Genomic DNA, 15,740 nt, shown 5'->3' with positions numbered 1-15,740 from the left:
TTACAAGCAATGAAACTTTATTTCTTTCTAGATATTGGTTACTCTTATTTTTTTCTTCTTTAACCTACTATTATTCAATGTTGCGACTAGTTCATCGGCTATAGAAACAGGAACAGCAACAAACGTACAATCTTGTTTTAACTCTATAACTCCTAATTGATCCTTATTAATTTTACCTTGTTTAAAAAATAATCCGGCGATATCTCCTTTAGAAATTTTATCCTTTCTACCTCCAGAAATAAATAAAGTTTGCCAATATTGAGGTTCTCGTACAGAGTGCTTAGTAATCGTTTCTATTTTAGCATTTTCAATAAAATCTGGTAAGTTTTCCTTTTCCCATTTCAATACATAAGCAGTTCCTTTAGCATTTACTCTGGCTGTTCTGCCGTTTCGATGTGTAAATTCTTCTATTTTTAAAGGAAGCTGGTAATGAACAATATATTTAATCTCTGGGATATCGATTCCTCTGGCTGCCAAATCGGTAGCAATAATAATCTGATGGGTACCGTTTCTAAATTTGATTAAAGAACGCTCTCTATCTTTCTGCTCCATTCCTCCATAAAAACAACCATGACTAATATTATTTTTATCCAGGAAGTGACTCACCTCACTTATAGTATCTTTTAGATTGCAAAATATAATTCCGGGTTGATTACCTAATTGATGTAATAATGCAACAAGAGTATCTAACTTGTTTTTTGAAGGAGATACTACCGTTTTTATTGTTAAATTAGAAACACCTTCACCCAAGTAATCAATAATAGTTGGGTTTTCTAATTTGACAAAATCAGGAATGTCTATTTCTTGTGTGGCAGAGGTTAATATTCTTCTATTTATTTCTGGCAGTTCATTTATAATGCCTCTCATTTCGTATTCAAAACCAACTTCTAATGATTTGTCAAATTCATCCAGTACTAGTGTTTTTATGCTTTCTTTAGAAAAACGTTCTCTACTGAAATGATCTGCTATTCTGCCTGGTGTGCCAATAAGAATTGCAGGTGTATGCTTCAGTTCTATTTTATCTTTAGAAATAGAGCGTCCACCATATACAGCATTTACTTTATATCCTGATCCCATTTCTCTAACCACTTGTTCTATTTGAATAGCTAATTCTCTTGATGGCACCAAAACTAAAGCTTGTATCTCTGTACATTCAGGATCTAAATTAGCAATAATAGGTAATAAAAATGCCAGAGTTTTACCTGTTCCGGTAGGAGAAAGTATAATTGTATTTTCGGTTTCTTCAATGGCAACAAGAGTATCTTCCTGCATTGGATTCAAACACTTAATATTTAATTTATCAAGAATATGCTGTTGCTTTTTAATGATATTTGCCATACGTTTTATTTCTTTTTCTTCTTAGGTATTTCCGTTTTTGTATGAGTAGAATTTGTATGTTGTGCAAGGTAATTTGCTAACAGTTTCTCTATCAATTCCTCTTTGGTTAGGTGATGAAAAACTGTTTTAATCTTATCTTTAAACTCATTAGAAATTGTATGATTGGGTTTGGTTTTAAATATCTTCTTTGCCCACAAAAGCCCATTGTTTTCTTCGATACTTTGTACATCAGCTTTTTTGAATTCTTTAAAAACTATACCTAAAACAGATTCAAATTCTGGAATATCTTCTATCTCTTCTTCTTGTATTATAGTTAAAGATAACCCTTTTGCTCCTGCTCTTGCCGTTCTTCCACTTCGGTGTACATAAGTATCGTAAACATCTGGTAAATGATAATTGACTACATATGATATTTCTTTGATATCAATTCCTCTGGCAGCCAAATCTGTAGCAACAAGAATATCTATATGTCCTTCTCTAAATTGTTCCATAATTCTATCACGGATAGGTTGTGATAAGCTACCGTGTAGTGCTCCAGAAGAAAATTTATTAATAGCAAGATTCTTTGCCAGCTTATTTACTGCCGCTTTTGTTTTACAAAAGATAATACCTCGCTCTCCTTCTTTTGAACTAAGAAAATGCATTAAAACTTCTAATTTCTCTATAGGTTCTACAACAACATACCGGTGATCTATACCTTGATGTCCAACGGTTTCCATATCTGCACTTACTTGAATTATATGTTTTGACATATAATTTTGCATCATTTGCTTTATCGTCCCTGGCATTGTAGCGGTAAACAGAATGGTTCTCCTACTTTTTGGTAGTACCGCAACTATTTTATCTAAACCTTCTTTAAGTGCACTTAACATCTCATCGGCTTCATCAAGAACCAGATAATTAGCACTTTTAATATCAATAGCACCACGATTCATCAAATCAATTAAGCGACCGGGTGTTGCAATAACTATATGAGTAGGATTGGTTAAACGTTCAATTTGAGGTTTAATAGGAATTCCTCCGCAAACTGATGCTATAGAAATCTCTGATAGATATGTACTAAAAGATTTTAAATTATCATGAATCTGATGGCCTAATTCTCTGGTCGGAGCTAATATTACAGCCTGAATGGTCGGATTATTTACATCAATCATTTGCAACAATGGCAATCCGAATGCAGCCGTTTTTCCTGTCCCCGTTTTGGCTAAACCAACAAAATCTTCTTTTTGATTTAACAAAACCGGAATTGCTTTCTTTTGAATATCTGTTGGGATATTAATATCTAAATCCAAAAGTCTTTTTTGGATTGGTTCGGTAATACCTAATTTTAAAAACTGTTTTGACATAAGATGATTTTATACACTTAGACATATACTCTTTATACTATATAATTATTAAACAACAAGCTAATAATAAGTATCCAGAGTTTATGCTTCTTGAAGCGTTTTCTTTGATTTTCTATATAGATATGAATTAAAAATGTTTCTTTTAGCAAATCTATAAAGCTTATCAGAATTAATCATTTTTATATAAACAGTTTTTGGTACACCAAAATATTCATAAGTAGTTCCATCTAAAAATGAAATTTCTAACAACATACCTTTATGATGATAATCCAAAATATTAGATTGAGAAGTTGTTATAGTATACTCCTCTAGATTCGAAGTTTTTGTTTCTGGAGCAATACTAACCAAAAAATGATAACCATCAATAATTTGACGGCTTTTTACTTCTGCTTCTTCTTTTTGAGGATCACCATCTTGAAATTTATCTGGATGCCATTCTTTTACTAAGTTTCTATAGCTTTTCTTTAATATTTTAAGATCGATTTCTTTTTCAATATTAAATAACTTCTTATACTCATTTATGCGCTTCATGATATGCTTTTTAATGCAGGCGCGAAACTACACCTTTTTATTGTAACACACTTGTTTTTTGGACTTACTACCATTTGATTGAACATTTAGCTAAGAGTTATGTAGCTACTTTTTGATTAAACATTACTATTTTAAATTCTTCTATAGTTTTATACCCCAAACTAGAGTGTATTCTTCTTCTATTATACCAAGGTTCAATTCATTGAAAGATTGATAACTCAGCTTCTGATCTAAGTCCATACTTATTACGGTTATATCCAGTCGAACTAAGCACAAGCTTTCTAACGAGATATAAGCAGAATAGAAACGAATTATATGGGGTGTTTTAATGTTTATTTGGTATTATCCCTTCATTCTAAATAATTGAAGAGTATATCATTCTTGAAATTCTCTAACATTATCATCGATTACTCGTTCTATTAATAATCGTTTTGGATCTATTGCAGCTTTTGCAGGAATAGTATCAATCTCAAAAGAAAAATTCATTTTTTCATCGGAAAAAAGTACTCTTTTTGAAAAGATAAGGCGTTTTTCTTCTGTATCTGCATATACACCTATATCTACCCAATCGTGTTGTTTTACCTTAGTTTCAGTACCCAGACCATCAACTTTTATTTTAGATGCTTCGATATCCATTGAAACTTCATATTTTCCGTTTCCTTTTCTTTTATAAGTAGCATCTTTTAGTCTGTAATCATATAGTGTAATTTCTTTTATCCAGTCGGTTATCAAATAATTTAATGAATCGGGAACTTGAGGTTTTAGATGTCTTAAAAAATCATGAGTTGTTGGATAGGATGATTCCTTATATTTATATTCATCTAAAAAGTTTTTTAAGGCAGTATTCATTTTTTCTTCTCCTATATAATCTTGTAGAGCGTACAAGACAACACTTCCTTTTCCATAATGAATATAGCTTTGCCCCTCTACTTTATACAGAGGCAATTCTTTTTTGGCTTCAGCACTTCTACCTTTTAAATATTTTTCAAAATCATAGTTTAAAAACTGTTTCATCTTACCATCATCCTTTACCCTGTTTTTCATCACCATCAATGCAGAATATTCTGAAAAACTTTCAGATAACATAGTAGCTCCTTGCATATTTGCTCCTACTACCTGATGTGCCCAGTATTGATGTGCCATTTCGTGTGCTATAATAGCTTCGATAACATTGTTATCGTTTTTGTTTGAAAGATCAGTTGTAAACCCACCACCTTCTGTATAAGGCATTGTACCAGGAAAAGCCTGTGCAAAGTTATAATACCTTGGAATCTCGATGATTCTGGCTTGGTTATGAACATAAGGACCAAAATTTTTGGTATAATACTTCAATGATTTTTCTATAGCATCCAGCATCATATCAATATTATAATCATGATCTTTATGATAATATACTTCAATATCAATACCATTCCACTTTTTACGAGATACCTCATACTCTGCAGACATAAAATTGACAAAATTTAAAGAGCTGTGATCATTTCTATATTTAAAATATGAACGCCCATCTGCCTTCCACTGTTTTACTAAGGTTCCTGGAGCAATAGCAATTTGATTGCTAGAAGTTGAAACTATCGTTTCAATATTTATCCAATCAGATTCTCCTTCTGTAAAATAATTCTGCTTATTATTAATTTGATCATTAGGACTTAGCTTAGTCATTCGTTTTCTGGGAGGAAAATTGTGTTTTTTTCTGACATTTTGATCCATGAGCTCATTATTTTTGTCATATCCGATTTTAGGTAGTATATAAGCTTCCTGAATAAAAGTTCCATTTTTTGCAACACGTAAATTTGAAACACTGTTTTCGAACCCTTTGCTTTTATATACTGCATCTATAACAATATTCATTTCAGAGCCTGGTTGTAGTGGGGTATTCAATTTATATATTTGGTATCCTAGTTTTTTATCATCTAAAATTAATTTTGCATTCGGAATGTTTAAAGTAATATCCCATTTTTCTGTTGTATAGTATTTAGAAACAGAGTAATGCAAAAAATCTATTGCAACATTTGTCTTATTTAACAAGGCAACATGAGTTTTAGCAAGTAAATTACGTTCCTCGGGATATATATCTACTTCGTAAGTAACATCACCAAATTTGGGTTGTGGGATGTTTTCATATTTTTTATAGTTCTTTTCATAAAAAACCTGCATCTCTTCTATCTCATTAGCAGATGCATAGGGGTTTACTATTTGTGTATTGTAATAAACAAAGCTCGATGTTAGGATAAACAAATGAACAACTGTAATTAGAATCAATGCATATTTCTTTGTAAAATGCTTTTTGGCAGACTTAATTCTATCTTTTATTCCTCTTACAGCTCCTCTTATCCATAAAAGGCTGCCAATAGTAATAAGTAATAAACCAAACAATATCCAATATAAACTAAACCAATTTTTTGAAATTAGAGCTTCACTAAAACCATTCATATCAGAATATTGATAACTTGGTGTAAAACCAAGATTTAACATAAATGACTCTATTCCTAAAGCATCCACAATAACAAACTCAAATAAGAACAGTAATACTATTGAAACAAAATAGCTTATATATTTATGGTTTATGATGATTTGTATAAAGACCAAAATACAAGACCAGGCTATATACATTAATAATCCTGAGTAAATAAAATCTAATAAGTACACATCGATATCTGGATTAGTATATCCACTTAATAATTGATAACCTATAGAAATCAAAATCAGAAATAAATCGAATATAACATTAATCGCTATTAGTGAAGTAATTTTGGCAAGAAGTAAAACGATTGAACTATGCGGTGATCCATCTATAACTCCGCTAATATTGCTTGATCGTTCTCTCCACACCAATTCTCCACTAAAAAAGACCAACATGACCATTCCAATAATCGTACATATTGGTCGATTGAAATCTAACATTTTATAGGTAACATGATATGACTTAACTCCATAAAAATCAAAACCATTTAGTAATTTATTGATTAAAATTAGAGTCCCAACAATAAGCATTATTTTAAAAGTGTTACTTTTTAAAATGGCATAAAAGTTTATTTTAAAAAAACTAATAAACTGCTTTCCTGAAGCTGTAAAATTAAAATAGCTTTGCACTTTTGGAAGACTAAAAATTTTGATAGCTTGTCCCTTTTTGCTGATCTTCTTTTCTTTTTCTACTTTTTTACTCTTCTGAACAAATGAAAAAGATATATATGAACTAACGATGATAATAAGTCCTATACCTACCCATAGAATCCTATTCGCAAATAACCAACCACTTACAGATATAACATTTGTGTTTTTTTCAACACTTGTAAAGTATTTAGAATCTATTTGATAAGCTCTAACACCCAAAATATCTGTGAACGCAGCTAAGTACTCGGTACTGATATCGGTTAAAAATGTTCCTGCAACCAGATATCCAATAATAAGGATAACTGTAGCAATAAAAGATATAATAGTGCTTTTCCATTTTAGGGCTATGGCATAAATGATTACCCCAGAAACAAACATATTAGGTAAGACATATAAGAAATAGTTATTTATAAAAAAACTCAATTTAAGATCTCCTACTCTATCGGGATTTATCATTCCCGATTCGGGCCCCATATCAGACCCAATTAAAAATCCAAAAAACACACCTAATAGTGGAATCGTAGACAAAAAAAGTGCTCCAAAAAAACGACCAAAAAAGTAACTGGCTTTATGGATAGGAGTGCTAAAAAGGATTTCATCAAACTGATTTTGATAATCTCTCAAAGCAGCATTGTTAAAATATGCAGTGGCAATTAACAAACTAAAAATTGACATATTACCAATATAAATGGTTATAATATGAGGTGCATTTTTTAATACATTTCCTATTGCTCCTCCATACACTATATTATCATTTACAACCCCTATAGCTGCAATTATTGTAAATATGAAAAAGAATATATATAACATGGGACTTTTTATACCCATATAGATCTCTTTTAAAAAGAATGCTTTAAACATAATGTTACGTTTTTAGTTGATTAATCCAGATTTATACTACTTCTCTGATGGTATTAATTTTGGAAAAGAACACATCTTCCAATGTTGGGGAAACAAGAGTAAATCCTACTCCAGGTTTTATGTCGCTTAAAACATGAATCAATGGTTTACCACCGACCATTTTATTAGAGATAATTATATATTCATTACTATAATCTTCAAGTTCATTTCGTTCAATTAATTTTTGCCACACTCTCTCATTTAGTTCATCAATTACATGCTGCGGTCTACCTTTACAAATGAGTTTTCCCTGATTCATGATCGCCATATTTTGACATAATTCTCTTACGTCTTCTACAATATGAGTAGATAAAATAATGATGACATCTTCTGCAACATTAGCCAGAAGGTTATGAAATCTATTTCTTTCTCCGGGGTCTAACCCAGCCGTTGGTTCATCTACAATGATTAGTTTTGGATTGCCTATCAATGCTTGAGCAATACCTATTCTTTGTTTCATACCTCCCGAGAAACCTTTAACACTTTTGTTTCTTTTTTCATAAAGGTTTACTTTTTGCAATAAAAAGTTTACTAATTCTGTTCTTTCCTTTCGGTTTGTGATACCTTTTAATATTGCTAAATGATCCAATAATTGCTTTGCTGTAATCTTTGGATATACCCCAAACTCTTGTGGCAAATACCCTAATACTTTTCGTAATTCAATTGGGTTTTCGAGAATATTAATGGCATCCAAATGTATTGTCCCTTTATCTGCTTCCTGTAATGTGGCCAAAGTTCTCATTAATGAAGATTTACCTGCACCATTCGGCCCTAACAAACCAAACATTCCGTTAGAAATTTCGAGCGAAAGGTTATCTAATGCTTTTACTCCATTTGAATATGTTTTACATAAATTTTTGATTACTAATTCCATGAGCTACTGATTTAAAGTCAGCAACAAAAAGAAGGTAAGAGAAAGAAGAAATCAATTTTTTTTAACCAACTCCTATATATGAATGGCTAAAAAGTGTATTATCATTAATGAATGTTGTTCGTTAATAAAAAACATAGTTTCATTGATGATTTTAGGGTATTCATTAATTAGAATAGTCTAACTCCAATAGTTTTAATATTTTTATTTCCAAGAATACATTGATATGAAAACCCAAACACTGGATACCAGAAAAAAAAATATTCTAATACATGTTTTAGTGTTGTTTAGTATAATCTCAATAGTTGTACTAGGTTTTGTTTTTTCTGATAAGAATGTATTTACACTATCATCTCTAATTAATTATTTTCTTCAAGCCACTACAAGCATTCTTTTGTTAATAGCCCCTCCTGTTTATTTCAATATATATTGGATTATCCCCAGGTATTTAGTAAAAAAACGATACTTCATTTATATTGTATTACTCCTTATCATGATTATTGGTTGGGGGTATATAATAGGCTATGGTGAACCCTTAATGGATCAATATTGGTTTAATCAACCTGACCAGGAAATGGCACCAGAAAACGGTATCACTGGCATGATTGTTATTATACTGGTTTCTACGTTATTAAACTTATCCTATAGATGGTTTATTCAACTCTCAAAAATAAATCAGATCGAAAATGATCGCCTTCATTTAGAATTATCATTACTGAAAAATCAAATCAATCCACACTTTTTCTTTAATACATTAAATAACTTATATGCTCTTTCACTAGAAAAATCTGACAAAACACCATCAGTAATTTTGAAATTGTCTGAAATAATGCGTTATACGATCTATGATTGTAAAGAACCCAAAGTATCTATTGGTGGAGAAGTAACATATTTAGAAAATTTTATTGAACTTCAAAAAATGAGGCATCATAACCGTGGAATTATTTCTTTCGAAAAAAAGATCGATGATGAATCAAAACAAATTGCACCTATGATCTTAATTGTGTTTTTAGAAAATGCATTTAAACATGGTTTTGATCATATGGAAAAAAATGCATTTATAAATTTTAAGCTACAAACCACAGAAAAGATATTGCATTTATATATTGAGAATAATTTTAGTGATACCGAAAATAAAAATGATGATGGCATTGGTCTTGAAAATGTGAAAAGAAGATTATCTTTAATTTATCCAAATGCACATGAACTTAGGATTGATAAAAAAGACACTGTTTTTACGATTGATTTAAAATTAAATTTAGAATGAACTGCATTACAATTGATGACGAACCTTTGGCCCATAAAGTGATAAAAAACTATTGCGCTAATCTTTCATTTTTAAATGTTGTGAAAGAATGCCATTCTGCGTTTGATGCAATGAATTATTTGAATGAAAATCATGTGGATTTAGTTTTTTTGGATATCAATATGCCAAAACTTAAAGGATTGGATTTTTTACGTACATTAAATAATCCTCCTTTAATCATTGTAACTACCGCTTATCAGGAATATGCTATAGAAGGTTATGAGCTAAATATTCTGGATTACCTCTTAAAACCTTTCAGTTTTGAACGGTTTTTAAAAGCTATAAATAAAGCCCAGAGTCAAAAGAAAATGATAGATAGTTTGCAGAATGGAACAGAAAATCAAGTTTTCTCAAACCCAAAAAACACTGTAAATCAAAATGATAGCATATTTGTAAAAGGAGACAAAAAAATGCATCAAATTCAATTAGATAGTATTTTATATCTAGAAAGTTTAGGAAGTTATGTCAAAATACACCTGGAAAACGAAACTATTACATCATTAGATAGATTGACCAATTTTGAAAATACTTTACCAAAAAATCAATTTTTAAGAATACATCGCTCTTATATAATAGCGCTTAAAAAAATACAAACTATTGAAGGAAATCGATTAAAAGTAGCTGGAATTGATATTCCTATTGGTAATGTTTATAAACATAACCTAACCCATGCTATTAAAAAATAGTGCTCATTTTTATTAAAAAAAATATTCTTATTTCCTTACTTTTATTTAATTGTATTAATAACGCTGCCACAAGTTAGCATTGCATCACCAAAATATGGGTTACGAATTTCTTTTTCTCCACTTATCCAAATAGCTCCTTTATTGGTATTAGCCATAGGGCATTTTTGTACATATATTGCTGTATTTAATTTGGTAAAGTTAGATATTAGAGCTACGATATTCTCATTTAATACTACAAAATAGGTTCTTTGTTTTTCTAATTCTTTGTTGTTGGCAATATTATCTAATACCCTGATACTCTTTGATAGATGAGTTTTTTCTATCTCGCTTAAATTTGAAGTTTTAATTGCTTTTAAGATTTTACTTGTTGTTTTCGCAAAAATAGAAACCTGAGAAGCATTAGATTCTACAAATGCATCTTTCATTTGTAAGTATGGTATAAAGGCTGGTAAAAAATCTTTCTGAAATGATTTTGATAATTCCATTTGCATTCCCAAATGCCCTTCATGACCAGTCATCATCTTTCCTCCTTCTTTGTTCATCATTGATTTTTTTCCTTGTAATTGTGCTGCGGCATCAACGGTAAATGCTCCGTTTGTTACTATCTCATCACCATTATTGAGCCCATTTAGAATTATATATGTATTTCCCGTAGCATTTCCCAGCAATACTTCTCTCATTTCAAAAATAGGTTCGGTAGCACTTGTTTTTATGTATACTACAGAGCGCTCACCAGTCCATAGTACAGCACTTGCCGGAACAATAAGTTGTTCTGTAGTCTCACTTTTACTTGCAACACTACCAGTTACAAACATCCCTGGCTTAAAAAGATGATCTCGATTGCTAAGGTTAGTTCTTATTGTAACGGTTCTTGTTTTAGTATTTAAAACTGGGTTTATAAAAGATATTGTGCCATTAAATTTTTTATCTGGATATGCAGTAGTGATAATATCGATTCGCTGTCCTTTGCTAAATTGTGCAATTTGATTTTCATATACATCAAATTCTGCCCATACTGTACTCAGGTTACTTACTTTTAAAATAGGCTGCCCCTGTTTTACATAATCTCCTTCTGCACTCATTACCTCTGATACGGTACCCGAAACTGTAGCATAAACAGGAAAGTTTTCCTGAACTTTACCAGAAGACGCTATTGCATTGATTTGGTTGTCTGAAAGTTTCCATAACTTTAATTTATTACGAACAGCTTTATATAGTATTGGTTGGGATTCTTTAAGTGATAATGCCGTAATAAGTTCTTGTTGTGCTGCGACAAGGTTTGGTGCATAAATAGTTGCTAATCTTTGCCCTTTTCTAACTTCTTGTCCTTTATAATTAACATTTAACCGTTCGATTCTACCATCAAAATAGCTAGCTTGTACTGCATTTGCTTCTTCATTTTCCATTATTTTTCCAGATAGTATAATCTTATTTTTATCAACTCCTGTCAAATTTCCGACTCTAGTAGTTTGGATATTTGCCAGTGCCATTGCATTTTCGGTCATTTTAAATTGATCAGCAGAAAGACCATCAGTTTTGGTTCCTGCCGGAATTAGATCCATACCACATATTGGACAATCACCAGGTTCTGTCTGCATAATTTGAGGATGCATTGAGCAGGTCCACATTTGGTTTGTTGTAGCTTCTTCCTGATCGTTATTGTGATTGTGTTTAGTAGAATTACTAGTTCCAAAAATAAAGTAACCTCCTAATAGCCCTACAAGAACTGCTATACCAATATAAATGATGTTCTTATTCATGACGTTTATTTTTTTTTATTTTTCTAATTGTCGGCGAGGATATAAACCATAAAGTGAACCCACTTAGTACTGTTATTAATCCTAATAGAGAGAAAGTTCTAAGAATGATTGTATTAAAATTGTCTCTTCCTTCATAATCCATTGTATGAGTCATCCAGAGGAAATCAAACCAACGCCACGATCGGTGTCTCACTCTTTGAAAACTTCCATCTTTTACCGAGATATATGCTTTTACATTTTGAGAGTGCTCATATGAAATAACATAAGCAGGTAGTGGTCTTTCTCGATACTCATGATGATTACCTACTTCACTTATTTTGTCAACACTTTTTACTTTTAATTCTGGATGCATATTTTTTTCTGCAATTTTCAGAGCTTCAGAAGCAGTTATTTCTAATTTTATAACTCCAGTATTTGCATTAAAAAGTTGCTTCTCATTTATCCAATAATACGGTTGTCCAGCTATTTCTTTAAGTTCTAGTGATTTGATAGCTTCCTTTGTTTCTATTTGAGAAGGTTTTATCAAGTCATTAAAGGATATAACATCAACATTTTCATTTTTAAACTGATCTCCATGAATATCATCAATATCTGTCCAGCTAAAATACAGGCCACTAACTGTCCATAGCAGAAACTGGATTCCTAAAAAGAGGCCTAAATACCTGTGTGCTTTTCTAATTTTTGTTGCTGTTTGCCTTTTAACCATATGTATTCATTTTCATATCTAATTGATATGTATTGTTTTTAATCGTAAAGCATTAGTTATTACTGATACAGAACTAAAACTCATTGCCAGAGCTGCAATCATAGGAGATAATAAGATTCCGAAAAAAGGAAAAAGTACCCCAGCTGCTATCGGCACCCCTAGTGTGTTATAAATAAGTGCGAAGAAAAGATTTTGCTTGATATTCTTCATTACTTTATCACTTAATTTTTTTGCCTTTACAATACCCTGTAAATCTCCTTTTACCAAAGTAATAGTCGCACTCTCTATAGCCACATCGGTACCTGTACCCATCGCAATACCAACATCGCTTTTTGCAAGAGCAGGAGCATCATTAATACCATCTCCAGCCATTGCAACCACTTTACCGCTATCTTGTAATTTTTTGACTTCACTAAGCTTATCCTCGGGTAACATCTCTGCTTTAAAGTTTTTGAGATTAAGCTCGTTAGCTACCGCATAGGCGGTACTGTAATTATCCCCGGTAAGCATGGTTACATCAATTCCATTATCCTGTAACTGCTTAATAGCTTCACGACTAGTTTCTTTGATTTTATCTCCTATAACGATATAACCTGCTACATCTTGATCGAGAGATAAAAAAGAAACTGTTTTTCCTTTTTTCTGATAAGATTCAGCTTGTTTTTTAAGTTCAACTGAAATAGGTACATTGGCATATTCTAACATTTTTGCATTACCCAATATCACTTTTACATTTGCGATGTTTCCTTCTACTCCTTTCCCTGTTACAGCTTTAAATTCACTTACATCTAATAATTCAATATGCTGTTCTTTTCCATATTTTAGTGTTGCCTGAGCCAATGGATGTTCACTTAAATTATTAAGAGAAATGATATATTGAAGGATTTCTTCTTTACTAAATCGATCTCCGAAAGCTTCTACATTTTCAACAGTTGGTTTTCCTTCAGTTATGGTTCCTGTCTTATCCACAATAAGAGTATCCACTTTGTTCATTGTTTCGAGTGCTTCTGCTCTTTTAATCAACACACCATTTTGAGCTCCCTTACCAACTCCAACCATTACAGACATTGGTGTAGCCAGACCCAAAGCACATGGACAGGCAATTATAAGTACAGCAATTGCATTTACAAATGCATAAACATAAGTAGGTTCGGGACCATAAACTGCCCAAATGACAAATGTGATTAAGGCAATGATAACCACTATAGGCACAAAATATCCCGAAACACTATCTGCCAGTTTTTGGATAGGAGCACGACTACGACTTGCATCATTTACCATTTGGATAATTTTTGATAACAACGTATCAGCTCCAACTTTTTCTGCTTTCAATAAGAAGGAATGATTTCCATTAATGGTTCCACTACTCACCAGATCACCTTCTACCTTATCTACTGGTATTGGTTCACCTGTGATCATTGATTCGTCTACAGATGTTTGCCCTTGAAAGATTGATCCATCTACTGGAATTTTATCTCCTGGTTTTACTCGTAGTATATCATTCAATTCTATCTGATCAATAGAAATTTCTTCTTCTTTACCTTCTACAACACGTATTGCTTTGTTAGGTGCCAGTTTCAACAGCTCCTTAATTGCAGTGTTTGTTTTGCTGTGTGCTCGTGATTCTAATACCTGGCCTAAAAGTACAAGTGTTAAGATAACGGTGGCCGCTTCAAAATATACATGTACTGTTCCTGATTCTGTTTTAAACTGATCTGGAAAAAAACTTGGAAAAAGCATTGCTAAAATACTAAATAACCATGCAGTACCCGCACCAATGCCTATAAGAGTAAACATATTGAGGTTCCAGATTTTTATAGAACGAAAAGCACGCTCAAAAAACATCCAGGTGGCATAGAACACTACAGGAACAGAAAGTCCAAACTGAATCCAATTTCTATATTTTAATTCCAAAATATCATTAAGCGGATTACTCGAAAACATATCTGACATCGCTATTATAAAAATAGGAACCGTAAATAGTACAGCTATCCAGAATTTCCTTAATAATTTTTTATAATTCTTTTCTTCTTCAGAAAGATCTGGTTGTAACACTATTAGATCCATACCACAAATAGAACATGCACCAGGGGCATCTTTAATTACTTCTGGATGCATTGGACAGGTATACTGTTCTACAGCAATTGTATGTAATGTTATTTCTTCAACTAAATCCATCCCACATACAGGACAATCCTGTAACGCATTGTATGTTTTATCTCCTTCGCAATGCATTGGGCAATAAAAAACTCCTGTACCTTTTCCTTTAGGCTTAACCTGTTTTGGTTTATCATTCTGATCTTGTGTCCCCGGAAGGTGGATACTGTAACGTCCACCTTCTTGCGCTAATGTCTCTTGAAAAATAGCTAAAGAAATGTGTTCTTTTGTTTCAATAATTGCTTCTGATTTCTCCAGATCAACAGACGCACTGGTCACCCCATCCATAGTATCAAGTATGTGCTCCACATGGCCACGACAGCCATTACAAGTCATCCCAGATATTTTATATGTATGTTTCATTTTTTAATTTTCAATGTTCAACCAGTAAAATTATTGAGTTTACATCTCTTCCTATTTGATAATTATGGTTTCTTCTTATACAATTTTGTCCAGTGGTTGACGATCCCACGATTGTAGATTTTTAAAACTACTCATAGACATTCCAGTAATTGTTTTAAATTGTTTTGCCAAATGACTTCCACTTTTATAGTTCAATGAATGTGCTATTTCAGAAAAACTTAAGTTTCCCATTTGAATATATTCCTTTGCTTTTTCAATTTTAAGGCGAATGAAATATTTTTCTATAGTCAAGCCCTCATTACTACTAAACAATTTACTTATCACAGAATAATCCTTATGTATATGTTTGGAAATAAGATCAGATAGATTTTTATTTAACATACCATCATTTGACAATTCACTTATCAAATAGGATTTCACTTGTTCTACAATAAGAGCTACTTCATCATTTATGATCTCGAAACCATTACGAATAATAATTTCATTTACTTTTTTATAAGTAATGGCGTCAATATTACTAAACATGATCTCTCCCAATTCTATTGTTTCAACAGGGATTTTAGCATTTTTAAATTCCTGTTGTAGTACAGTTTTACATCGGTTACAGACCATGTTTTTGATTAAAACTTTTTTCATCTGGTTGTATTTATTGTTTTAGAAGT

The 15,740-nt window shown here is 31.7% G+C and carries 11 protein-coding genes and 1 pseudogene; 2 read left to right on the top strand and 10 right to left on the bottom strand.

The window, feature by feature from the left end:
* Window positions 1-27 precede the first annotated feature (27 nt).
* The 6 genes and pseudogenes from AAFU52_RS21785 to AAFU52_RS21760 all read right to left on the bottom strand — a co-directional run bounded on the left by AAFU52_RS21785 (window position 28) and on the right by AAFU52_RS21760 (window position 8,103).
* Complete coding sequence (locus tag AAFU52_RS21785; protein WP_438423536.1) at window positions 28-1,338, bottom strand: DEAD/DEAH box helicase; 1,311 nt, start codon at window positions 1,336-1,338, stop codon at window positions 28-30.
* A 5-nt stretch (window positions 1,339-1,343) separates the two neighbouring features.
* Complete coding sequence (locus AAFU52_RS21780) at window positions 1,344-2,684, bottom strand: DEAD/DEAH box helicase (protein WP_438423535.1); 1,341 nt, start codon at window positions 2,682-2,684, stop codon at window positions 1,344-1,346.
* Window positions 2,685-2,765: 81 nt separating this feature from the next.
* Window positions 2,766-3,215 carry a KTSC domain-containing protein gene (locus tag AAFU52_RS21775; RefSeq protein WP_024770153.1) on the bottom strand — a complete coding sequence of 150 codons (450 nt, stop codon included), beginning with the start codon at window positions 3,213-3,215 and terminating at the stop codon, window positions 2,766-2,768.
* Between the two features lie 97 nt (window positions 3,216-3,312).
* Window positions 3,313-3,462: pseudogene (locus AAFU52_RS21770) on the bottom strand (IS3-like element ISLbl1 family transposase); the annotation flags it as partial.
* Window positions 3,463-3,590: 128 nt separating this feature from the next.
* Window positions 3,591-7,190, bottom strand: a complete 3,600-nt coding sequence (locus AAFU52_RS21765; protein ID WP_438423534.1) for a M1 family aminopeptidase — start codon at window positions 7,188-7,190, stop codon at window positions 3,591-3,593.
* A 31-nt stretch (window positions 7,191-7,221) separates the two neighbouring features.
* The gene (locus tag AAFU52_RS21760) at window positions 7,222-8,103 is read right to left on the bottom strand and encodes an ABC transporter ATP-binding protein (protein ID WP_438423533.1); all 882 of its coding nucleotides are present in this window, start codon (window positions 8,101-8,103) and stop codon (window positions 7,222-7,224) included.
* A gap of 223 nt (window positions 8,104-8,326) precedes the next feature.
* Between AAFU52_RS21760 and AAFU52_RS21755 the strand changes: the two genes are divergently transcribed.
* Both AAFU52_RS21755 and AAFU52_RS21750 read left to right on the top strand, forming a co-directional pair.
* Window positions 8,327-9,367: a sensor histidine kinase gene (locus AAFU52_RS21755; RefSeq protein ID WP_438423532.1), complete on the top strand. Its 1,041-nt coding sequence runs from the start codon at window positions 8,327-8,329 to the stop codon at window positions 9,365-9,367.
* A complete protein-coding gene (locus AAFU52_RS21750; protein ID WP_438423531.1) occupies window positions 9,364-10,092 on the top strand; it encodes a LytR/AlgR family response regulator transcription factor in 729 nt (242 codons plus the stop codon). Before AAFU52_RS21755 ends, AAFU52_RS21750 begins: the two co-directional genes overlap by 4 nt.
* 41 nt (window positions 10,093-10,133) lie before the next feature.
* Here AAFU52_RS21750 and AAFU52_RS21745 read toward each other — a convergent pair whose 3' ends face one another.
* The 4 genes from AAFU52_RS21745 to AAFU52_RS21730 form a co-directional block, all read right to left on the bottom strand.
* Window positions 10,134-11,852, bottom strand: coding sequence for an efflux RND transporter periplasmic adaptor subunit (locus AAFU52_RS21745; RefSeq protein WP_438423530.1), 1,719 nt, complete (start codon window positions 11,850-11,852; stop codon window positions 10,134-10,136).
* Window positions 11,845-12,558, bottom strand: a complete 714-nt coding sequence (locus AAFU52_RS21740; RefSeq protein ID WP_438423529.1) for a PepSY domain-containing protein — start codon at window positions 12,556-12,558, stop codon at window positions 11,845-11,847. The genes AAFU52_RS21745 and AAFU52_RS21740 overlap by 8 nt, the downstream gene beginning before the upstream one ends.
* 18 nt (window positions 12,559-12,576) lie before the next feature.
* Window positions 12,577-15,078 (bottom strand): heavy metal translocating P-type ATPase, encoded by a 2,502-nt coding sequence (locus tag AAFU52_RS21735; protein ID WP_438423528.1) that lies wholly within the window; start codon window positions 15,076-15,078, stop codon window positions 12,577-12,579.
* A gap of 75 nt (window positions 15,079-15,153) precedes the next feature.
* Window positions 15,154-15,714 (bottom strand): helix-turn-helix domain-containing protein, encoded by a 561-nt coding sequence (locus AAFU52_RS21730; RefSeq protein WP_438423527.1) that lies wholly within the window; start codon window positions 15,712-15,714, stop codon window positions 15,154-15,156.
* Between the last annotated feature and the right edge of the window lie 26 nt (window positions 15,715-15,740).

It is taken from the genome of Aquimarina macrocephali, assembly GCF_051627225.1.
Classification (GTDB): Bacteria; Bacteroidota; Bacteroidia; order Flavobacteriales; family Flavobacteriaceae; genus Aquimarina; species Aquimarina macrocephali.
This window is presented reverse-complemented; position numbering and strand designations above follow the sequence as displayed.

Excerpts from the sequence above, each read along its gene's own strand:
- AAFU52_RS21785 (WP_438423536.1), bottom strand. The coding sequence starts at position 1,338 with ATGGCAAATATCATTAAAAAGCAACAGCATATTCTTGATAAATTAAAT.
- AAFU52_RS21780 (WP_438423535.1), bottom strand. The coding sequence starts at position 2,684 with ATGTCAAAACAGTTTTTAAAATTAGGTATTACCGAACCAATCCAAAAA.
- AAFU52_RS21775 (WP_024770153.1), bottom strand. The coding sequence starts at position 3,215 with ATGAAGCGCATAAATGAGTATAAGAAGTTATTTAATATTGAAAAAGAA.
- AAFU52_RS21765 (WP_438423534.1), bottom strand. The coding sequence starts at position 7,190 with ATGTTTAAAGCATTCTTTTTAAAAGAGATCTATATGGGTATAAAAAGT.
- AAFU52_RS21760 (WP_438423533.1), bottom strand. The coding sequence starts at position 8,103 with ATGGAATTAGTAATCAAAAATTTATGTAAAACATATTCAAATGGAGTA.
- AAFU52_RS21755 (WP_438423532.1), top strand. The coding sequence starts at position 8,327 with ATGAAAACCCAAACACTGGATACCAGAAAAAAAAATATTCTAATACAT.
- AAFU52_RS21750 (WP_438423531.1), top strand. The coding sequence starts at position 9,364 with ATGAACTGCATTACAATTGATGACGAACCTTTGGCCCATAAAGTGATA.
- AAFU52_RS21745 (WP_438423530.1), bottom strand. The coding sequence starts at position 11,852 with ATGAATAAGAACATCATTTATATTGGTATAGCAGTTCTTGTAGGGCTA.
- AAFU52_RS21740 (WP_438423529.1), bottom strand. The coding sequence starts at position 12,558 with ATGGTTAAAAGGCAAACAGCAACAAAAATTAGAAAAGCACACAGGTAT.
- AAFU52_RS21735 (WP_438423528.1), bottom strand. The coding sequence starts at position 15,078 with ATGAAACATACATATAAAATATCTGGGATGACTTGTAATGGCTGTCGT.
- AAFU52_RS21730 (WP_438423527.1), bottom strand. The coding sequence starts at position 15,714 with ATGAAAAAAGTTTTAATCAAAAACATGGTCTGTAACCGATGTAAAACT.